Genomic DNA, 20,273 nt, shown 5'->3' with positions numbered 1-20,273 from the left:
ACACGTCATGGCGGAAGCTATCCCGGCAGTACCTGTTAACTACCAGTCGTTCACCGTCCCGGCGGGCACGCCCGTGGGCAAGGCTCTCAAAGAGCTGGACCTTCCGAGCAAGGGCCCGGAGGCAGTGGTCGTCGTCCGCGACGCTGCGGGGGAGCTGAAGGACCTCTCCCACGTCCCGGCCGAGGATGTGACCTTCACCCCGGTCGCCGCGTGCGAGGAGGACGGCCGGGCGGTCATCCGCCACTCGTGCGCGCACGTTCTCGCGCAGGCCGTGCAGCGCGAATTCCCCGGCACCAAGCTGGGCATCGGCCCGGCGATTGATAACGGCTTCTACTACGACTTCCAGACGGAAGAGCCGTTCACGCCGGAGGCGCTCAAGGCCATCGAAAAGCGCATGAAGAAGATCATCAAACAGGGCCAGCGCTTCGAGCGCGGCGTCTATGACTCTCCCGAAAGCGCGCGCGAAGCCCTGGGGCACGAGCCGTTCAAGCTCGAGCTTATCGATGACAAGGGCAACGTCGATCCGGACTCGGACGAGGCCACCGAGGTGGGCGCCGGCGATCTGACGCACTACGACAACGTGAACCCGCGCACCGGCGACGTCGAATGGTTCGATCTCTGCCGCGGCCCGCACGTGCCGACCACGAAGTTCATCCCGGCATTCTCGCTGACCCGCGCGTCCGCCGCGTACTGGCGCGGCGACCAGTCCAAGGCTGACCTGCAGCGCGTGTACGGCACCGCCTGGGAGTCCAAGGACGCGCTCGCGGCCTACGACAAGATGATTGAGGAGGCCGAAAAGCGCGACCACCGCCGCCTCGGTGCGGAGCTCGACTTGTTCAGCTTCCCCGATGAAATCGGCTCGGGCTTCCCGGTATTCCACCCGGACGGAGCCATGGTGCGCCTGGAGATGGAAGAGCACTCCCGCCGCCGGCACGTCGCGGCCGGGTACTCCTTCGTCAACACCCCGCACATCACCAAGGGCGACCTGTTCCAGAAGTCGGGTCACCTCGACTTCTACGCCGACGGCATGTTCCCGCCGATGCAGCTGGATGGTGAGACCGACGCCGAGGGCAATGTGACCAAGCCGGCGCAGGATTACTACGCCAAGCCGATGAACTGCCCGATGCACAACCTCATCTTCGCCTCCCGGGGGCGCTCCTACCGCGAGCTGCCGCTGCGCCTGTTCGAGTTCGGTACCGTCTACCGCTACGAGAAGTCCGGCGTGGTGCACGGCTTGACCCGCGCGCGTGGTTTCACTCAGGACGACGCTCACATCTACTGCACCGAGGACCAGCTGGAAGAGGAGCTGACCAGCGTCCTCAACTTCATCATCTCGCTGCTGCAGGACTACGGCCTCGACGACTTCTACCTGGAGCTGTCCACCCGTGACCCGAACAAGTACGTCGGCTCGGACGCGATCTGGGAGCGCTCTACGTCCATCCTGGAGCGCGTGGCCCACAAGTCGGGCCTGAAATTGGTACCGGATCCGGAAGGTGCGGCTTTCTACGGCCCGAAGATTTCCGTGCAGGCACGCGACGCCATTGGGCGCACGTGGCAGATGTCGACCGTGCAGCTCGACTTCAACCTGCCGGAGCGCTTCGAGCTTGAGTACACCGCTCCCGACGGCTCGAAGCAGCGCCCCATCATGATCCACCGCGCGCTGTTTGGGTCCATCGAGCGCTTCTTCGGCGTGCTCTTGGAGCACTACGCCGGCGCCTTCCCGGCGTGGCTGGCGCCGCACCAGGTGGTGGGCATCCCGGTTGCCGATGACTGCATCCCGCACCTAAAGGAGGTCACGGCGAAGCTGCGCGAGCGCGGCGTGCGCGCCGAGGTCGACACCTCGGACGACCGCATGCAGAAGAAGATCCGCAACCACACCCGCCGCAAGGCACCGTTCATGCTCCTTGCCGGTGCTCGAGACGTGGAGGCGGGCGCGGTGTCCTTCCGCTTCCTCGACGGGACGCAGGCCAACGGCATCCCGGTGGACAAGGCCGTGGACGTCATCGCCCAGTGGGTGGAAGAGCGTCATAACGAGCAGCCGAACGAGGACAACATTGGCCAGCGAGTCTAGCGAGCCGCGCGACGGTTCCTACGAGGAATGGGGAGCAGGCGAGCCCGACCGCCTCACGCGGCTATGGGCTCCCTACCGGATGGCGTATATCCAAAAGTCATCCGCGGATCCGTTCCTCGAGGCGCCGCGCAAAAGCGACGCGGAAGGGCTCATCATTGCCCGCGGGGAGCGGGTATACGCCCTGCTCAACCTGTTTCCGTACAACGCCGGCCACCTCATGGTCGTGCCGTACCGCAAGATTGCCAATCTCGAGGAACTTACTCCCGACGAATCCCGCGAGATGATGGAGTTTGCCCAGCATGCGGTCAAGACCTTGAAGAAGGTGTCGCGGCCGGAGGCCATCAACGTCGGTTTCAACTTGGGCAAGGCCTCGGGCGGTTCAGTGGGAGACCATCTGCACATGCACGTGGTGCCGCGCTGGGCCGGAGATAGTAACTTCATGACCGTGCTGGGGGAGACCAAGGTTCTGCCGCAGTTGCTGGAGGAAACTCGTAGGCTGTTGGCACAAGGCTGGCAGGAAGTCACCGAGACCGAGGAGGCAGAGGGTGCTTAGCGTCCATGGAAGGAAACCCGCACGGCGTTTTGTCGAACCGGTTGCCTCGTCCTTCCTCCGCATGGGGTTGTCGCCCAATGCGGTCACGCTCATCGGTACGGCCTGCACCATCGCCATCGCGGTGATCCTTATCCCCACCGGGCACCTGGCCGCGGCGGCTATCTTGTCCGGTGTCTTCGCCGCCTTCGACATGATCGATGGCACGATGGCACGCCTCTCCGGCGGCGGCACGCGCTTCGGCGCGACGTTGGACGCCTCGTGCGACCGCGTCACCGACGGTGCGCTGTTCGCCGCGATCGTGTGGTACCTGGTCTACCGGGTTGACGCGCACCCGTCGACGGTGGCCGCCGCGCTCATCGTGCTGGTGACCTCGCAGGTCATTTCCTACGTCAAGGCGCGCGGGGAGGCCTCTGGCTTCACGATGGTCGGCGGGCTCATTGAGCGTCCCGAGCGGCTCATCATCGGCCTCGTCGGGGTGGGACTCGAAGGCTTCGGGGTGCCGAATATCCTCGCGGTGTCGTTGTGGATCCTGGCTGTCGGATCCATCTTCACGGTGGGCCAGCGGCTCTTGAAAGCCGCCGCGCAGGACACCGGTCAGCGCGTCGTAGCAAACTCCGCGGGCGCTGTAGTCCCGGCCCAGGGCACGGCCTCGGCCCAGTCAGCTGCGGGGCGCGCGTCACGATGAACGCGGAGGAACTCTCGGCGCTGGGCTACCGCGCTGGATGGCAGCTAGTTCATCGGCTCCCGCCACGGGTTGCGCATAGCTTCTTTCGCTGCGTCGCGGATCGCGCCAGTGCCGATGGCCGCGGCCCAGAACAGCTGCGCCGGAACCTCACCCGCGTCGTCGGGGCGGAAAACGTCACCCGCGCGCTGGTGCGTGACAGCATGCGCTCCTACATGCGCTACTGGTGCGAGGCCTTTCGGCTTCCCGCCATTCACCGCGATCCACAGCTCATCGCACAGTTGGAGGCGAACCTGGAAGGCCGCGAGCACCTGGAGCGCTCCCTCGCCGCCGGGCGGGGAGTAGTGCTCGCGTTGCCGCACACCGGGAACTGGGACATGGCCGGCGTGCTTTTGGTGCATTTGGCAGGCGGATTCACCACGGTGGCCGAAAGACTGCGGCCGGAAAGCCTTTTCGACGACTTCGTGGCCTTCCGCGAAAGCCTCGGCTTCGACGTCATCCCCCACACGGGAGGGGCGACCCGGCCGTTCGCCCACCTGAAAGACACGGTGCAGCGCGGGGGAGCGGTCGCGTTGCTCGCCGAGCGGGATCTCACCCGCACCGGTGTTCCCGTCACGTTTTTCGGCGAGCCGGCCACGATGGCGGCCGGTCCGGCGCAGCTGGCCATCGAAACCGGCGCCGCGCTGCACGTCGTGCACCTCTGGTATCCCGGCTCTGATTCCTGGGGCACCAGCGTCTCCCCGGCGCTGAAGGTGGACACGCTTGCCCGCACCACGCAGCGCATGGCCGACCACTTCGCCGCCAACATCGCCCGGCATCCGGCAGACTGGCACATGTTGCAGCCATTGTGGACTGCCGACGTCGACCAGCGACGCCGGAGGCACCACCAACTCAGCGACAATTAGCGGGCAAGGGTAAACAGGGCCGCAGCGGGATTTGCCCACATCGGCAAGCACAACGCACACACGACTGATACATGGAGGCACAGGTATGCGGATCGGGCTGGTGTGCCCCTACTCCTTCGACGAACCAGGCGGGGTTCAAGCGCACATCCTGGACTTAGCCAGCATTTTCCTCGATCAGGGGCATGTTGTGCGGGTGCTCGGGCCGGCTGGCCCGGAGACCGAGCTTCCCGATTTCGTGGTCCGCGGCGGAAAATCGATCCCGATTAGCTACAACGGTTCCGTCGCCCGGCTGGCGGTGGGCCCGCACGTTGCGCGCGCGGTGCGTTCTTTCATCCGCGACGGCCAGTTTGACGTGCTGCATATCCATGAGCCGAATTCGCCGAGCTTTTCGATGTCCGCCCTCCGCCAAGCCCACGGCCCGCTGGTGGCGACGTACCACGCCTCCGCCTCGAATTCGCTCGCACTCACCCTGGCTAAGCCGATCCTCACGCCGTTTCTGGAAAAAATCCGGGGAGGGATCGCGGTTTCGGAGCTGGCGCGGCGCTGGCAGGTCGAACAGCTTGGCGGCGACCCGATCCTGATTCCGAACGGCGTGGACACCTCCGTGTATGCGCAGGCACGCCGGGTACACCAGGCGGATACTTGTGTGCACGGGGACGAGCCGGAACGCACCCCGGTCCGCATCGTTTTCCTCGGGCGCTTGGACGAGCCGCGCAAGGGCCTCGATGTGCTCATGCGCGCGCTCGATCTGATGGATTCGCAGGTGGGGCGTGACGTAGAGGTGACGGTCATTGGCGGCGGTCGGGCCCGCGCCATCCCGGGGGTGCGCTTTGCCGGGCGAGTAAGTGACGCGGACAAGGCCCGTCTTTTGGCCGAAGCGGATATCTACGTCGCGCCGAACACGGGTGGAGAAAGCTTTGGCATCGTTCTCGTCGAGGCGATGGCCGCAGGCTGCGCGGTGGTGGCCAGCGATCTGGAGGCGTTCGCGGCGGTCTGTGACGTGGAGGCCGACAACCCCGCGGGCCGCCTGTTCCGCAACGGGGATTCAGCGGAGCTCGCGCGCGTGCTCGACGGGCTGATCGCCTCGCCGCAGCAGCGAGAGGAGCTGGCCCAAGCCGGGATCGCCCGCGCGAAGGCGTTCGACTGGCAGCACGTTGCCGCGGAGGTCATGCGGGTCTACGAAACGGTTCAAGACGGCACGAAGGTTCGGGTGAAAGCGTGATGATGACGTGGGTTGCGGTAGTTGCGGCAGTCGCTGTCACGTGTCTTGCGTTGTGGGCCTATTTCACCGCGCAGCGGCTCAACAGCCTGCACATCCGCACCGACGCGGCGCGCGCGTCGCTGCAAGCTGTGCTCGACCGACGCGCGGCGGTGGTCGCGGCGTTGCTGCCCGGCGATCCGAACGCGCAACGAGTCGCCTCCGCTGCGGAGGCGACCGCGTTGGATCCGGCCGACTTCAGCGCCCGAGCTGAGCGCGAAAGCGCGGTCACCGAGGTGACTCGTTGCCACCTCGAACCGCCGCCGGCCCAGCTTGTCGATGCCGAGGTCCGCCTCCAGCTCGCCCAGCGCTTCTACAACGAGGCGGTGGCGGACACCCGGGCTTTGCGCCTGCGACCGCTGGTGCGCATGTTCCGTCTCGGCGGCACTGCTCGTTTGCCGCAATTTTTCGATTACACGGTGATCCCGCCGCGCCCGGGTGGGCTGGCAGGCGGGACAGGGGCCACCGCGGACTAGCTGTCTTCTGGCCGGGGCACCCGGCTCACACCCATCGCGTGGGCGGGGGCGGCGGCGTGGCCGTGCGCCGAAGCGCTGGAAGCATGCCGGGCGTTTCGCCGCGGGCGCGTGGCAAAAGCTGAGGTAAACAGCGCGATGAGGCTGAGGATCGTCATGATGACGATGAGCCCGTTGCGGGTAGCCAGAGCAAAAAGAGGTGCGGCCTTCTGCCCGAGGTCGACGTGGAGGAAGTCGTAATTGAACGGGTACACGTAGGTGCCCAGCCCAGCCGCGATGACGGCCAGAATGGCGACGGTGACGATGAGCCAATACGTCGCCGCGCTGCCGGCGGGTGTTTCGTCTGCGGGAGACGCCGATCGCGCGAAATGCGGCGGCGCGAAGCGCGGCTGAGCTAAGTGCGGCTGCGCGAAGCGCGGGTGTGGGTACTCGCGCAAGATGACGGCAATAAGTGGGCCGATCCACACGATGTACTGCGGGGAAAAGACTTTGTTGCAGGCGATCAACAAAAGAGCCGCGACGAGGAAGAACACCATCGTTGTCGGGGCGTTCCACCCGCCGGCGAAGAAGTGGAACACCGCCCAGGCGAGCGCGAAGACGATGGTGGCCACCATGAGCCATGACGAGATTTCAATCGCGGTGTCGGTGCCTGGACCGGCGATTTCAAAACTCTTCGAGGGCGCGTAACCGACCTGATACGCCTCCGGATGGATAAAGGCCCGCAGCATCGCCCGAGTCGCCGGAATCGACTCGATCTGCAGCCCCCGCACGTCCTGGTACGACAAGGGACTCAGCAGACGATCGATGCCCGAGGTCAGCGCGGTAACGGCACATAGGGCGATGCCCGCGACACCGAACGCCACGAGACGGATCCACGTCCGCGACGAGGTGATACGGCCCACCAGCCCCGCGGCGAGGACTCCCGGCCACAGCTTCATCGTGGTGGCAAAGGACAGCAAGGCCGCCGAGACCGCCGGTCGGGTCGCGAGCAAAGCGACTGCGCCTGCGACCGCGAGGGAAGGGTAGAGGTCTAAGCGCATCACCAGGATCTGTCCGGCCGCCGTGCCGAAGAAGACCCAGAACCATGCGCCGTTGAAGGCCTGCGGTCGGTCGCGGTGGCCTCGTAGGAGGAGGGCGAGGAACAGGGCATCGCAAAGCAAACATGCCACCACGAAGGCGATGTAGAACGCATCTGGGCGGAAGCCGGTGATAGCCACGAGAATGTGCAAGGGCCAGATCCCGGCGTGTGGGTACTCGGTCAGATCCGCTGGGTTGCCGGTGTGCCCGGTCATTGCCGCCACGTAGTAGAGCATGTCGTTGCGCGCCGACCAGTCGCGCAAGATCAGCAGGGCGAGGATGATCCGAGCCACAACCCAGCCGGTCCATACCGCCGGGAGGCTTACTTCAAGCCGAGAAAGTGTACGCACCTTGTATGGCCTGCGCATTCTAAGAGTTAAGTGGGCGAGCAGTTGCGAGGTATGACGTGCGACACACAGCACGCACTATCTCCTTTAGACTAGTTGTATTTCCCAGCCCCATCGGTGCTTGCGACGGGGCGTGTTTCGTTTTCTGCCTGGACTACGTGTGTCCTACGTCCGAAAGCCCGCGAGAAGGAGATCGAGATGGCCACGACCCACGAGCTGTTTGCCCTTACTCCGCTGTCCGCCGAAGAGACTCGGTCAGCAGAAGGCAAGGGGGAGGAAAAGGCCGTTGCGGCCGGGGCATCTGGAGGCCTCGCGGGGTTTGTTTTGCCGGCAGTGGACTCGCAACTGGAGCGTACGTTCGGCGGCCAGGTGGTCGGCCAAGCGTTGGCCGCGGCGACCGCGACGGTGGACAAGAGCCGGCTTGTGCTCTCGCTCCACGGGTATTTCATCGGCCCCGGTGATTCCACCAAGCCCTTGCGTGCTGACGTGGAAGACTTGCGCGACAGTGGAACCTTCAGCTCGCGTCGCGTTGTAGTAACCCAAGATGGGCGGGTGGTCTTTGTGCTGACCGCCAACTTCACCGCGGACGGTCAAACCGGCCCAGAGCACGCCGATCCCATGCCGGCGGTGGCAGATCCGCAGGACCTAGAGCCGGTCAACGGGCCGTTCACGCAGGGCGTATTGCTGTCCGATTGGGAAGAGTGGGACATCCGGCCGCTGCCGGAAGACTCGTTCTCTGGGGCGCGCCGCGGGGTGTGGTTCCGCAATCAGGCAGCGGGTGGGCAGGTGCTCGACGGCACGGGGGTGACGGGCACTCCGCAATATCTGCAGCGGCAACTGCTGGCGTATATGTCGGACATGACGCTGCCGTATGTGGCGCTCAAGCCGCATTCGGACAACATGAACGACGGATTGACCCGCCAGATCGCGAGCCTGGATCACGGGATGTGGTTCTATGGCGATATCGACGTGGGGGAGTGGTTGCTGTATATGCAGCATTCGCCCGTGGCAGGCGGCGGTAGCGGTTTGAACATCGGCAGCGTCTATACCCGCAGCGGTGAACTCGTCGCGGTGGTGACCCAGCACACGATGATGCGCGACCGGTGCTAGTCCGCCCGCGATCGCGACGTGGGCGTGCGATTAAGCTCTCGGGAGCTGGTGCGTATAATTGCTCCGACAACCGACAGCGATTTGGAGGGTGTGTACGGATATGTCTGGACACTCAAAATGGGCGACCACCAAGCACAAAAAAGCTGCGAATGACGCGAAGCGCGGCAAGGAATTTGCCAAGCTCGTAAAGAACATCGAGGTCGCGGCCCGTACCGGCGGCGGTGATCCGGCGGCGAACGCGACGCTGGATGACATGATCCGCAAGGCCAAGAAGGCGTCGGTGCCCAACGACAACATCGAGCGCGCCGTCAAGCGCGGTTCCGGTGAGTTGGCCGGCGGCGCCAACTACGAGCCGGTGATGTACGAGGGCTATGGTCCGAACGGTGTGGCCATGCTCATTGAGTGCCTGACGGATAACCGCAACCGCGCCGCGACCGAAGTGCGCACCGCGATGACCAAGCACGGCGGCAACCTCGGCGAATCCGGTTCGGTCAACTACATGTTCTCCCGTGTCGGCTACGTCGCTTTGCAGAAGGGCGATCTCAGCGAGGACGACGTGCTTATGGCTGTGCTGGATGCCGGTGCCGAGGAAGTCACCGCCCTCGACGAAGTATTCGAGGTGACCTGCCAGCCGCAGGACGTGCGCGCTGTCCGTGACGCCGCCGAAGAAGCCGGCATTGAGGTCGAGGACTCCGGGCAGGATTTCCGTGCCTCGGTCAAGAGCGACCTGGATGCCGATAACGCACGGAAAATCCTCAAGCTCATCGATGCGCTCGAGGAATCCGATGACGTGCAGGAAGTCTTCACCAACATGGAGCTTTCTCCGGAGGTGCAGGCGGAGCTCGCCGAATAGGTTGTACGAGGCGAGGGCATACCTCACCCCAGCGGTGCTGGGTACGCCCCGCCTCATTTTTCTACCGCGTGTGATAGAACATGTGTGTGGAAAGGTACCGGGAGGTAGACGATGGATATTAGCGGGCTGCGCGTCATGGGGATCGACCCCGGGCTCACGCGCTGCGGTTTATCCGTTGTCCAGGCCGGCCGCGGCAGATCAATTCTCCCAGTATCGGTGGGGGTCGTTCGCACGCCGAGCGGCGCCGAGCTGACCGACCGCCTCAAACGGTTGAACGTGGCGGTGCGCGAATGGATGGCCGACTACTCCCCGGACGTGGTGGCCATTGAGCGCCTGTTCGAGCGCGGCAACGTTTCCACCGTGATGCACACTGCCCACGCGGTGGGGGTGCTCGTGCTCGCGGCCGCCGACCGTGACATCCCGGTACATATGTACACCCCGTCCGAGGTGAAAAAGGCCATCTCCGGCAACGGGCGCGCGGATAAAAAGCAGATGACCGCCATGATCACACGCATTCTCGGGCTGACCGAGGCGCCCAAGCCGGCAGACGCTGCCGACGCATTGGCGCTAGCGGTCTGTCACTGCTGGCGCGCCCCGGCCATCATGCGGCAAGAGGCGGTGGCTCAAGCCTCGCGGGAGCGCGCCGCCCAGCGGGGTCGGGGATCTACTCAACTGAAAGGAATCTAAGGCAGTCATGATTGCATCTCTGCGCGGTGAGGTCCTCACCATCGGCCTCGATCACGCTGTCATCGAATGTGCCGGGGTGGGCTACAAAGTTCTGGCTACCCCGCCGACCCTGGGTACGCTCCGCCGCGGCGAAGAAGCGCGCGTGCTTACCCACATGGCGGTCAAAGAGGATGCGATCACCCTGTTCGGCTTCACCGATACGGATGACCGGGATATGTTCCTCCAGCTGCAGTCCGTGTCCGGGCTTGGGCCGAAGCTGGCGCTGGCGGCGCTGTCCGTGATGGGCTCGCGCGAGCTTGCCGATGCCATCGCGGGGAGCGAGGGAAAGCGCCTCCAGAAGATCCCCGGGGTGGGAAAGCGCATGGCTGACCGGCTCGTGGTTGAGCTCAAAGACAAGGTCGCAGCGTTTACCACGCCTGCCGATGCCTCCCCGGGCGACGCGGCCACGAGCGGGACCGCCGCGCAAGGCCACACCGCTGCGGCGGGCCCGGTCAACGATCAGGTGGTCGAGGCGCTCGTTGGCCTCGGTTTCCCTGAAAAACAAGCGTCTGCGGCCGTGACTGCGGTCATGGCCGAGCAGCCGGAGGCGGATACCTCGACGCTGCTGCGTGCGGCGTTGTCGCAGATTGGTAACCGGAAGTAAAAGTCAGGAACGAGGGTGAGTCGGCGATGTCAGATGTAGAACGCACCGAATTCCAGCTTCCTGGATCCGGGGATGAGGGTGCCGGCGCCGGCCGGGTGAACTCGCCAGCAGCGCCGGGCGGTGCACCGCACTCGGCAGCCGGCGGGGAATCGGCACCGGGGCACAACGCGGACGTGGACGGTGCGGCGCACACGGGGGAGAGGGACATCGAAAAGTCCTTACGCCCGCGCAGCCTCGCCGAGTTCATCGGGCAGCCGAAGGTCCGTGAACAGCTATCGCTGGTGCTCAACGGGGCGAAGCAGCGTGACGTCACTCCCGATCACGTCCTGCTGTCCGGCCCGCCGGGTCTGGGTAAGACGACGATGGCGATGATCATCGCCCAGGAGCTGGGCACGAGCCTGCGCATGACCTCTGGACCGGCTCTGGAACGCTCCGGCGATCTCGCGGCCATGTTGTCCAACCTCATGGAAGGCGACGTTCTTTTCATCGACGAGATCCACCGCATTGCCCGGCCTGCCGAGGAAATGCTGTACATGGCGATGGAGGATTTCCGCATCGACGTCATTGTGGGCAAGGGGCCAGGCGCTACCTCCATCCCCCTGGATATCCCGCCCTTCACCTTGGTGGGGGCGACCACTCGGGCGGGAATGTTGACCGGCCCGCTGCGTGACCGTTTCGGTTTTACCGCGCAGATGGAGTATTACGACACCGCGGATCTTACTCGGGTGATTGAGCGCGCCGCGCAGATCCTTGACGTCGCCATTGATCATGACGCGGCGGTGGAAATCGGCTCGCGGTCGCGGGGTACGCCGCGCATCGCCAACCGCCTACTGCGCCGGGTACGCGACTACGCCGAGGTCCACGGCGACGGGCACATTGACTTAAGCGCCGCGCAAGGGGCCCTGGAGGTCTTCGACGTGGATCACATGGGCCTCGACCGCCTCGACCGCGCCGTGTTGGACGCGCTGATCAATGGCCACGGTGGCGGCCCGGTCGGTGTGAACACCCTGGCCGTCGCAGTGGGGGAAGAGTCCTCCACGGTGGAGGAGGTCTGTGAGCCCTACCTTTTGCGGGCTGGGATGATCAGCCGCACCGGGCGGGGGCGTGTGGCCACCGCGGCGGCGTGGGAGCACCTCGGGCTTACCCCGCCGGAAGGCGCGATCGGTCTTTTCTAGGGCCTTTTATGAGGCGGTTTCTTAGGTTTGCTTTAGGAAGACACAGAAGAATGTGGAACACTGGCATGCCATGGAGTACTTACTGATCGGCCTAGTATTCATTCTTCTGCTCATTCCGACCATCGTGACCGTGCGGAAGCAGCAGAAACAGCAGAAGAAAATCGCTTCGTTCCAGAGCCAGCTCGCCCCGGGGCAGCGCGTCATCACCGCCGGCGGCATCCACGGCGCCGTGTCCGAGGTGCGCCAGGGCGAGGTAGATCTGGAGATCGCCCGCGGAGTGGTGATCACCCTGGACAAGATGGGCATCATCCGCCCGGAGTCCGAAGGGCAAGCCGCACTGGGGTCCGACGCCCAGCAGGCTGCCGCCCGCGCGAACGCGGACCGCGGTGAAGCAGAGCGTGGCGATGCCCCGCGCGACACGGATGCGGGTGACGGTTCTGCCCGCCCGTTGAGCGAGTAGGTTTTACTAGAACGTACGATAACCCCGTGGATGGACGGCCCCGACTGTGCGAGGTCGGGGCGTCTTACTGTCCGCGCACCCTGTAGCACCCAACTCAGGAGAACTTTCTTGTCCGCATCAACTCGTAGCGCAATGAAAAGCCGCAGCCGATCGTGGCCCAAACGAGCGATCGCGATCTTCGCCGCGTTGCTCGTCGCGGTAGTGGCGCTTATCTTCCTGACCGGAAGCAAATCCCCCGCCCCGAAGCTCGGCATCGACCTGCAGGGCGGCACCCGCGTCACGCTCGTGCCGCAGGGTGAAGAACCCACCCAGGATCAGCTGAAGCAAGCGCGTGACATCCTGGAGCAGCGCGTCAACGGCATGGGCGTATCCGGCTCCGAGGTCGTCATCAACGGCAACACGCTGGTTATCACCGTGCCGGGCGAGGACGCCGCCCAGGCGCAGGAAGTGGGACAGACCTCCCAGCTCTTCTTCCGCCCCGTGGCGCAGCAGCCCTCGCCGGATATGGCCAAGCTGGACTCCGAGATGGAGGATATGGCCAACCGCTGGGTCAAGTACGGCGTCATTACCGCGGATGAGGCCAACGAATCGCTGGGCCGGGTCACCGACGCTGTGAACCAGGCGAACGAGCAAATGGCGCAGCAGACCGGCAGCGACGCGACGAAGGTGCCCAAGCGGACCGTGTCCGCGAAGCCGATGGAGGAGCCGAAGAACTCCATCGAGCAGACGGAGCGGCGCGACGAGGTGACCAAGATGCTGCTCAAGGACCGCCAGTCGGAGGACCCGACGACGCTGTCCGCTGCGGCAGCACTCCTGCAGTGCCAGGGTGCCGAAAACGATCCGCTGGCGGGTAGCGATGACCCTGCCAAGCCGTTCGCCACGTGTGACTACAAGGAGGGCACGCCCTACATTCTGGAGCCGGCGCCGCTGCTCAACGGCATCGACGATCCGAACGGCACCCGCCTGACCGGCAACGAGATTGATACGGACCAGCCCATCAACGGCGGCCTGAACTCCCAGTCCGGCCAGATGGAAGTGGGCTTTTCCTTCCGCACCGGCGACGGCCCGAACGGTTCCCAGACCTGGGCGGACCTGACCAAGGAGCACCTGCAGGATCAGGTGGCTGTCACGCTCGACTCCGCGGTCATTTCCGCCCCGGTCATTCAGGGCGCTACCCCGTATGGCTCGGCGACCTCGATTACGGGTGATTTCTCACAGGAAGAGGCGCAGTCGCTGGCGAATAACCTGCGCTATGGCGCGCTGCCGCTTTCCTTCACCGGTGAAAACGGCGAGCCTGGCGGCACCACGGAGACCGTGCCGCCGTCACTCGGCCAGGCCGCGCTACATGCGGGCCTCGTCGCGGGCTTGGTGGGCCTCGTGCTCATCGCCCTGTACGCGCTGTACTACTACCGCGCGCTGGGCTTGGTGGCCATCGCTATGCTCATCGCCGCACTCGCACTGACCTACGGCGCCCTCGTTCTGTTGGGCCGGTGGATCGGCTACTCGCTGGATCTGTCGGGTATCGCCGGCCTCATCATCGGTGCCGGCGCTACCGCCGACTCGTTTGTCGTCTACTACGAGCGCATTAAGGACGAACTGCTCAAGGGCAAGACCTTCCGCTCCGCGGCGACGAAGGCGTGGGAGCGCGCCCGCGCCACCATCGTCACGGGTAACGCGGTCACGCTCATCGGCGCGGTCGTCGTGTACTTCCTGGCTATCGGCGAGGTCAAGGGCTTTGCCTTCACGCTGGGTCTGACGACGGTCTTCGACCTGCTCGTGTCCTTCCTGCTCATGGCGCCGCTCATGCAGCTGGCCGCGCGCAACCCGAAGTTTGCCAAGCCGTCCATGAATGGGCTGGGCGGCATCATGGCGCTGGCGCGCGAGCGCCGTGAATCCGGCTACTTCGAATCCGAGAAAGCCACCGCGGCGCCCGCCCCCGCTGAAGGTGGCCTCGCCACCCCCGTTTCCCGCGCTGAGGGAGAGGAGAAATAACGGTGAACGCAACGACTACTGCGGGCCACAAGCCCTCGCGCTTTGACCGCCTCTACCTCGACGAGGGCGGTACGGACTTCATCGGCCGGTCGAAGTTGTGGTACGCGATTACCATCGGCCTGCTCATCATCAGCTTCCTGGCCATCGGCATCCGCGGCTTCAACCTGTCGCTAGATTTTGAAGGCGGTACCAACGTCACGGTGCCGGCCGCCGGCCAGGTTGCCGACGACGTCGCTGACACGTTCAGCGAGTCCACCGGCGTGGAGCCGGAGAAGGTCCAGGTCGTCGGCTCCGGCGATTCCAAGACCATCGAGATCACCTCGGAACGCCTGAGCCAGGACCAAGTGGATGAGGCGCGTAGCGCCATCTACGAAAAGCACCACCCCAAGAACGCGGAGGGCGAACCCAGCCCTGACGCCATCGGTTCGTCGACCGTTTCCGAGTCGTGGGGCTCGTCAATTACCAAGCGCATGGTCATCGCTATGCTGGTGTTCCTGGTCGCTGCGACGGTGTACGTGGCCGTGCGTTTGCAGCGCGATATGGCGTTTGCCGCGATCCTGGCGCTGATTATCGATGGCATCGTTATCGCCGGCATCTACGCCCTGTTTGGGCTTGAGGTGTCTCCGGCCGTGGTGATTGGTCTTTTGACCGTGCTGACCTTCTCCATCTACGACTCCGTCATCGTCTTCGACAAGGTCAACGAAAACACCGCCGGCATTACCGGCCAGCGCAAGCACACCTACGCGGAGCAGGCCAACCTCGCGGTGAATCAGACGCTGATGCGTTCCATTTCGACCTCGGTGATTTCCGCGCTGCCGATCATCGCACTGTTCGTCGTGGCCATCTGGCTGATGGGCATCGGCACCCTGCGCGATCTGGCGCTCATTCAGCTCATCGGCGTTGTGGAAGGCATCTTCTCCTCGCTGTTTTTGGCTACGCCACTGCTGGTGTCCATCGTCAACCGTCGCAAGGACATCAAGCGCCACAACCAGCGCGTTGCCCGCTACCGGGCCGGTGAGCCTGCGGATGGCGATGCGGACAGCGATGCCTCGGTCACCGGTGCCGGGGAGGATGCGGCAGCACACGCTCGTCCGGCCGGTAGCGTCGACGCGGACGACGCGGATGCGGCACGGGCCGCTGCGCCGCGCACCGCGGACGGCAAGCGCACCGTCGTGACGCCGGGGTCCGGTTCCGCGACCACGCCTGCAACCGGTTCGAGCGCCGCCCGCGCGCCGAAGACCGGAACCGAGGGCGGCCACAACGCCACGTGGCGGCCTGGGAAATAGCGGAACTACGCCTATCTCTAGGGAAGGGATGAATGTGGTAGCTGCGCCCGCGGCAACAAATAGCGGTGCGGAGGGGCATCTGGCTCACACCAGGCGCCGAGCCGCACGCGGAATCCTGGCTGGTCTCACCGCTGTGGCGGTGACCGTGGGGCTCGCCGGATGTGACTCCGGTGCCGGTGGGGCCGGTTCGCACGCGGAGTCGACATCGGCAGGCCCGCCGCCGAGCACCGACTACTTCGGCTATCAGGCAAACTCGGGTCTCAGCACCACAAACGCGGGAAGCGCGTTGGGCACCGCAAACAATGCGCAGGTGCTCTCCGGCAGGCTGTACCCGTCTGCGTACGTGTCCGGGCCGAACGGTCAGATGATCCCGAACACGGATCTGGTCAAGACCGAAGAATTCCCCGGCGAGCAGCGCTCCGTCCTCTATACCTTGTCTGACAAGGCCACCTACAACGATGGCGCGCCGGTGACGTGCGATGACTACCTGCTGGCCTACAAGGCGGGCACCATGTCAGAACTTTTTGATTCGCACATGCCGCTGATGGATCAGATCGACACCCTGCAGTGCGGGCCAGGTAAGAAGACTTTCTTGGTGACCTTCAAACCGGGGCAGGGAGATCGCTGGCGCTACATGTTCGGGCCGGGCACGGTGGTTCCGTCGCATGCCATCGCCAAGAAGGCAGGCATGAGCCAGGAAGACCTCCTCGGCGCGCTCTACGCGGAGGATGCTGATCAGCTGGCAGAGGTCGCCCGCCTGTGGCGCGACGGATTCGACACCGACAATTTCGATCCGGATCTGCAGGTGTCCTTCGGCCCGTTCGTGATTGACCGGGTCGGCCGCCAGGGCGAGGTCGTGCTCAAGCGCAACGACCACTACTACGGCAACCCGGCCACGCTGGAACACATCACCGTGTGGCCGAAAGATGCGAACACCGCGGGCCTCCTGCAAAGCGGCAACCTCAAGGTCATCGACGCCCCGGAGGCCAACCCGGGTTGGCTCAACCGGAACGCGCCGGACAATCCCTTCGAGATCGAGTCGATGGTGGGGGATTTGACGGACTCGCTGGTGCTGTCGCACTCCGGGCTCTTCGCGGACCAAGGGGCGCGGCAAGCGTTCGCCGAATGTGTCGACCAAGGCGAGATAGCCAAAGTGAGCTCGGAGGCCTTCGGGGTCGATGTCCCGCCGGTCTACACCCACTCGGTGCGGCATACCGACCCCATGGTCCAGCACCTGAAGAATGTGGTGGAAGAGCACGCCCACACGGACATCGACAAGGCCAGCGCCCTGTCCGGCGAGACGGTCCGGGTGGGCTACCTGGGGCCTGACGAACGGTTGTCCAAGATGGTCGACAGCTTGAAGAAGTCCTGCGAACCGGCCGGGATCACCATCGAGGACGTCTCCGACGCCGATTCGTCGCCGGCGCGCCTCGAGCCGGACTCCGGCGAGGAAGCACCCCAGGCGGACGCCTTCCTTACTGCGGTGGATCCCCTCCGCGAACAGGGCGGGGTGTCCGCGAACATGAAGGACTATGAGGATCTGCGCAAGATGGAGCAGCAGCTGTGGGACGAGGTCAACGTGATCCCGCTGGCTGGTCAGCCGCGCACGTTCGTCATCGACCGCGCGGTGCGCAACGTCGTGCCGTACACTGGTCTTTCTGGAATCGGCTGGAACATGGACCGATGGATTGACACTGCAGCTCCGGAGCCCGAGGAACAAAGTGAGGAACCTAGTGAGCGCTAAATACGCCAACGGACGGGAAGCAATCGCCGACAACATCCGTTACGTCCAGGACTTTCCGCAGGAAGGCGTCCTGTTTGAGGATCTGACCCCGGTCTTGGCCAATCCGGAGGCCTTCCACGTCATCGTCGACGAGCTGGCGGAGGAGTGCCGGGCGCTCGGCGCCGAGCTTATCGGCGGCCTCGATGCGCGTGGCTTCCTCTTGGGCTCCGCGGTGGCCTACAAACTGGGCCTGGGCATCCTCGCCATCCGCAAGAAGGGGAAGTTGCCGCCGCCGGTCATCACCGAGGAATACGAGCTGGAGTACGGCAGCGCGGCCTTGGAAATCCCGGCCGAGGGGATCCCGATCAAGGGCCGCAAGGTCGCGCTTGTCGATGACGTCTTGGCCACCGGTGGCACCATGTACGGCGCGACGAAGCTGTTGCAGACCGCCGGCGCGGAGATTGCCGGCCACGTGGTGGTCATCGAGGTCGACGGGCTTGGCGGGCGCGAACGTTTGGCCGGCCCGCCGCTGGTTGTGCTGGGCAAAGAGGGCGATTCCGCCGTTGACGCGTCCTAGCGTGTGCTCGCCGTAGGTGACTAAGTAGACTACCTACATGGCGGGACACGATAAATCACGCCGCACTGGCGGCAAGAGCATGCGCCACATGTCGGCGCGGTTGGCGCGATCGCTCACGGGTGGGCGAGTCAAGGTCCACCCGGTGCTGGATCCGCTCATGTCCATTCACCGGCAGTTCCACCCGCGGGCGGACATGGCGCTGGTGGATAGGGCGTATTCCACCGCGGAACGCCTCCACACCGGGGTCTTTCGTAAGTCCGGCGACCCGTACATCACGCACCCGCTGGCGGTGGCCACCATCGCCGCGGAGATCGGCATGGACACCACGACCGTCGTCGCGGCACTGTTGCACGACACCGTCGAAGACACGGACTACTCGCTGGCGGATCTCACCCATGACTTCGGCCCCGAGGTGGCCCGGCTTGTCGATGGCGTGACCAAACTGGACAAAGTCGCCTTGGGCGCGGCCGCCGAAGCGGAGACTATCCGCAAGATGATCGTCGCGATGGCCAACGACCCGCGCGTCCTGGTCATCAAGGTCTCGGACCGCCTGCACAACATGCGAACCATGCGCTTTTTGCCGCCCGAAAAGCAGGCGAAGAAGGCACGCGAGACCCTCGAGGTCATCGCCCCGCTGGCGCACCGGCTGGGAATGGCCAACGTGAAGTGGGAGCTGGAAGACCTCGCCTTCGCGATTTTGTACCCGAAGAAGTACGACGAAATCGTGCGCATGGTGGCCGACCACGCGCCGTCGCGCGACAGGGCTCTAAAAGAGGTCATCGACAAGGTCTCGGCCGCGTTGAAGGAAAACGGCCTCCACGCTGAGGTGATGGGCCGGCCGAAGCACTACTGGTCCATTTACCAGAAGATGATCGTGCGCGGCCGTGACTTCGCGGAGATCTTCGACCTGCTCGGCATCCGGGTGCTGGTCGATGACGTCACCGACTGCTACGCGGCCATCGGCGTCGTGCACTCGCTGTTTTCGCCGCTGCCCGGGCGGTTCAAGGACTACATCTCGGCCCCGCGTTTCGGGGTGTACCAGTCCCTGCACACCACGGTGATGGCCGGCGGCTCCACCTTGGAGGTGCAGGTGCGCACGCACGAGATGCACTACAACGCCGAGTTCGGCGTGGCTGCGCACTGGCGCTACAAGGAGTTGAAGGGGAAAAACTCCGGCAAGAACGAGGAAGTCGACCAGATGGCGTGGATGCGCCAGTTGCTCGACTGGCAAAAGGAAGCGGCTGACCCCAACGAATTCTTAGACTCGCTGCGCTACGACTTAACCACCACGCAGATCTTCGCGTTTACCCCCAAGGGCGACGTCATTAATTTGCCGGCGGGATCCACGCCGGTGGACTTCGCCTACTCCGTGCACACGGAGGTGGGCCACCGGTGCATCGGCGCGAAGGTCAACGGCAAGCTGGTCGCGCTCGAGTCGGAGCTCAAGTCGGGCGACCGGGTGGAGATCTTCACCTCCAAGGATCCGAACGCCGGCCCGTCCCGTGACTGGCAGGACTTCCTCGTCTCCCCACGCGCCAAGACGAAGGTGCGGCAGTGGTTTGCCAAGGAGCTGCGCGAAGAACACCTTGAAGCGGGCCGGGACGCGCTGGCTACGGAAGTGCAGCGCGGCGGCCTGCCCATGCACCGGCTGTTTACCGCCTCCTCGATGAAGGAGGTCGCGCAGCAGCTGCACTACCCGGACGTGGAAGCGCTCTATACGGCCATCGGCGCGGGCCACGTGTCCGCCCACCACGTGGCCAACCAGCTCACCGCACTGTTTGGGGACGAAGAAGAAGCCGCGGACGAACTTGTCTCCCGCACTCCGCTGCCGCAGCTGACCCAGGTGGAACCGCGGTCGACGCGGGACTCCGCCGCGGGCGCGGGAATCCTCGTCGAGGGCAGCGCGGACATGCTGGCCAAATTGGCAAAGTGTTGCCAACCTGTGCCGGGCGATGACATCTTCGGCTTCATCACCCGGGGCGGGGGAGTGTCCGTGCACCGCGTCGACTGCACGAACGCGGACAAGCTGCGCGAGGACACCGCCCGCATGATCGACGTCCAGTGGGATACCGGCTCCGGCTCGCAGGGGGCATTCGCGGCGACGCTGCAGCTAGAGGCCATCGACAGGCAAGGCCTGCTGTCGGAGCTGACCCGCATTTTCAGCGATCAGAACCTGAACGTCCTGTCGATGCAGTCCAACCGCGGCGACGATCACATCGCGACGATGCGGTTTACCTTCTCGGTCTCCGACGCCAAGCAGCTGGGCGCGCTCATTACCACCCTGCGCAATACGGAGGGCGTCTTCGACGTATATCGCGTGACCGCCTAGCGGTGCGCGGTGTCCGGCACGGGGGTGTCCGGACGCGGCGCGTGGAGGCGGCGTCGGATACGCGGCGCGGCG

General features: G+C 64.9%; 18 protein-coding genes. 17 read left to right on the top strand and 1 reads right to left on the bottom strand.

Annotation, left to right across the window (positions count from 1 at the left end):
• The first annotated feature begins 7 nt into the window (after window positions 1-7).
• The 6 genes from thrS (at window position 8) to CMASS_RS05950 (ending at window position 5,945) form a co-directional block, all read left to right on the top strand.
• On the top strand, window positions 8-2,071 hold the full coding sequence (gene thrS, locus CMASS_RS05975) for a threonine--tRNA ligase (protein ID WP_022862106.1): 2,064 nt from the start codon (window positions 8-10) through the stop codon (window positions 2,069-2,071).
• Window positions 2,055-2,624 carry an HIT family protein gene (locus CMASS_RS05970; protein WP_022862105.1) on the top strand — a complete coding sequence of 190 codons (570 nt, stop codon included), beginning with the start codon at window positions 2,055-2,057 and terminating at the stop codon, window positions 2,622-2,624. Before thrS ends, CMASS_RS05970 begins: the two co-directional genes overlap by 17 nt.
• Window positions 2,617-3,309, top strand: a complete 693-nt coding sequence (pgsA, locus tag CMASS_RS05965) for a phosphatidylinositol phosphate synthase (protein ID WP_022862104.1) — start codon at window positions 2,617-2,619, stop codon at window positions 3,307-3,309. The genes CMASS_RS05970 and pgsA overlap by 8 nt, the downstream gene beginning before the upstream one ends.
• Window positions 3,306-4,211: a phosphatidylinositol mannoside acyltransferase gene (locus CMASS_RS05960; RefSeq protein ID WP_022862103.1), complete on the top strand. Its 906-nt coding sequence runs from the start codon at window positions 3,306-3,308 to the stop codon at window positions 4,209-4,211. Before pgsA ends, CMASS_RS05960 begins: the two co-directional genes overlap by 4 nt.
• An 85-nt stretch (window positions 4,212-4,296) precedes the next feature.
• Window positions 4,297-5,433 (top strand): glycosyltransferase family 4 protein, encoded by a 1,137-nt coding sequence (locus CMASS_RS05955; protein ID WP_022862102.1) that lies wholly within the window; start codon window positions 4,297-4,299, stop codon window positions 5,431-5,433.
• A gap of 2 nt (window positions 5,434-5,435) precedes the next feature.
• Complete coding sequence (locus tag CMASS_RS05950; protein ID WP_051126790.1) at window positions 5,436-5,945, top strand: hypothetical protein; 510 nt, start codon at window positions 5,436-5,438, stop codon at window positions 5,943-5,945.
• On the opposite strand, the gene CMASS_RS05945 is transcribed toward CMASS_RS05950, so the two are convergent.
• Window positions 5,942-7,312: a hypothetical protein gene (locus tag CMASS_RS05945; protein WP_051126771.1), complete on the bottom strand. Its 1,371-nt coding sequence runs from the start codon at window positions 7,310-7,312 to the stop codon at window positions 5,942-5,944. The genes CMASS_RS05950 and CMASS_RS05945 overlap by 4 nt on opposite strands.
• Before the next feature lie 252 nt (window positions 7,313-7,564).
• Here CMASS_RS05945 and CMASS_RS05940 point away from each other — a divergent pair, with 252 nt between their 5' ends.
• The 11 genes from CMASS_RS05940 (at window position 7,565) to CMASS_RS05890 (ending at window position 20,201) form a co-directional block, all read left to right on the top strand.
• A complete protein-coding gene (locus CMASS_RS05940) occupies window positions 7,565-8,476 on the top strand; it encodes an acyl-CoA thioesterase (RefSeq protein ID WP_022862099.1) in 912 nt (303 codons plus the stop codon).
• A gap of 100 nt (window positions 8,477-8,576) precedes the next feature.
• On the top strand, window positions 8,577-9,329 hold the full coding sequence (locus CMASS_RS05935; protein ID WP_022862098.1) for a YebC/PmpR family DNA-binding transcriptional regulator: 753 nt from the start codon (window positions 8,577-8,579) through the stop codon (window positions 9,327-9,329).
• Between the two features lie 111 nt (window positions 9,330-9,440).
• Complete coding sequence (ruvC, locus tag CMASS_RS05930) at window positions 9,441-10,016, top strand: crossover junction endodeoxyribonuclease RuvC (protein WP_022862097.1); 576 nt, start codon at window positions 9,441-9,443, stop codon at window positions 10,014-10,016.
• A 7-nt stretch (window positions 10,017-10,023) separates the two neighbouring features.
• Window positions 10,024-10,659 carry a Holliday junction branch migration protein RuvA gene (gene ruvA, locus CMASS_RS05925; protein ID WP_022862096.1) on the top strand — a complete coding sequence of 212 codons (636 nt, stop codon included), beginning with the start codon at window positions 10,024-10,026 and terminating at the stop codon, window positions 10,657-10,659.
• 26 nt (window positions 10,660-10,685) lie between these two features.
• Entirely contained in the window at window positions 10,686-11,834 is a 1,149-nt protein-coding gene (gene ruvB / locus CMASS_RS05920) for a Holliday junction branch migration DNA helicase RuvB (RefSeq protein WP_022862095.1), read from the top strand.
• A gap of 70 nt (window positions 11,835-11,904) precedes the next feature.
• The gene (gene yajC, locus CMASS_RS05915; RefSeq protein WP_022862094.1) at window positions 11,905-12,294 is read left to right on the top strand and encodes a preprotein translocase subunit YajC; all 390 of its coding nucleotides are present in this window, start codon (window positions 11,905-11,907) and stop codon (window positions 12,292-12,294) included.
• Between the two features lie 132 nt (window positions 12,295-12,426).
• A complete protein-coding gene (secD, locus tag CMASS_RS05910; RefSeq protein ID WP_051126770.1) occupies window positions 12,427-14,286 on the top strand; it encodes a protein translocase subunit SecD in 1,860 nt (619 codons plus the stop codon).
• Window positions 14,287-14,288: 2 nt separating this feature from the next.
• Window positions 14,289-15,572, top strand: a complete 1,284-nt coding sequence (gene secF / locus CMASS_RS05905) for a protein translocase subunit SecF (RefSeq protein ID WP_022862092.1) — start codon at window positions 14,289-14,291, stop codon at window positions 15,570-15,572.
• 34 nt (window positions 15,573-15,606) lie between these two features.
• On the top strand, window positions 15,607-17,316 hold the full coding sequence (locus tag CMASS_RS05900) for an ABC transporter substrate-binding protein (RefSeq protein WP_240482731.1): 1,710 nt from the start codon (window positions 15,607-15,609) through the stop codon (window positions 17,314-17,316).
• Window positions 17,306-17,872: an adenine phosphoribosyltransferase gene (locus tag CMASS_RS05895; RefSeq protein ID WP_022862090.1), complete on the top strand. Its 567-nt coding sequence runs from the start codon at window positions 17,306-17,308 to the stop codon at window positions 17,870-17,872. The genes CMASS_RS05900 and CMASS_RS05895 overlap by 11 nt, the downstream gene beginning before the upstream one ends.
• 37 nt (window positions 17,873-17,909) lie before the next feature.
• Window positions 17,910-20,201, top strand: coding sequence for a RelA/SpoT family protein (locus CMASS_RS05890; RefSeq protein ID WP_022862089.1), 2,292 nt, complete (start codon window positions 17,910-17,912; stop codon window positions 20,199-20,201).
• Window positions 20,202-20,273: the final 72 nt, after the last annotated feature.

Origin of the sequence: Corynebacterium massiliense DSM 45435 (assembly GCF_028609805.1) — a bacterium.
GTDB lineage: Bacteria > Actinomycetota > Actinomycetes > Mycobacteriales > Mycobacteriaceae > Corynebacterium > Corynebacterium massiliense.
The sequence above is the reverse complement of the archived record's forward strand: the minus strand, read 5'-3'. Positions and strand labels throughout refer to the sequence as shown.

What these genes read in the sequence shown, in the direction of transcription:
- CMASS_RS05935 (WP_022862098.1), top strand. Translation starts at nt 8,577, where the DNA reads ATGTCTGGACACTCAAAATGGGCGACCACCAAGCACAAAAAAGCTGCG.
- ruvC (WP_022862097.1), top strand. Translation starts at nt 9,441, where the DNA reads ATGGATATTAGCGGGCTGCGCGTCATGGGGATCGACCCCGGGCTCACG.
- CMASS_RS05940 (WP_022862099.1), top strand. Translation starts at nt 7,565, where the DNA reads ATGGCCACGACCCACGAGCTGTTTGCCCTTACTCCGCTGTCCGCCGAA.
- CMASS_RS05955 (WP_022862102.1), top strand. Translation starts at nt 4,297, where the DNA reads ATGCGGATCGGGCTGGTGTGCCCCTACTCCTTCGACGAACCAGGCGGG.
- ruvA (WP_022862096.1), top strand. Translation starts at nt 10,024, where the DNA reads ATGATTGCATCTCTGCGCGGTGAGGTCCTCACCATCGGCCTCGATCAC.
- ruvB (WP_022862095.1), top strand. Translation starts at nt 10,686, where the DNA reads ATGTCAGATGTAGAACGCACCGAATTCCAGCTTCCTGGATCCGGGGAT.
- yajC (WP_022862094.1), top strand. Translation starts at nt 11,905, where the DNA reads ATGGAGTACTTACTGATCGGCCTAGTATTCATTCTTCTGCTCATTCCG.
- thrS (WP_022862106.1), top strand. Translation starts at nt 8, where the DNA reads ATGGCGGAAGCTATCCCGGCAGTACCTGTTAACTACCAGTCGTTCACC.
- CMASS_RS05960 (WP_022862103.1), top strand. Translation starts at nt 3,306, where the DNA reads ATGAACGCGGAGGAACTCTCGGCGCTGGGCTACCGCGCTGGATGGCAG.
- CMASS_RS05890 (WP_022862089.1), top strand. Translation starts at nt 17,910, where the DNA reads ATGGCGGGACACGATAAATCACGCCGCACTGGCGGCAAGAGCATGCGC.
- CMASS_RS05950 (WP_051126790.1), top strand. Translation starts at nt 5,436, where the DNA reads ATGACGTGGGTTGCGGTAGTTGCGGCAGTCGCTGTCACGTGTCTTGCG.
- secD (WP_051126770.1), top strand. Translation starts at nt 12,427, where the DNA reads ATGAAAAGCCGCAGCCGATCGTGGCCCAAACGAGCGATCGCGATCTTC.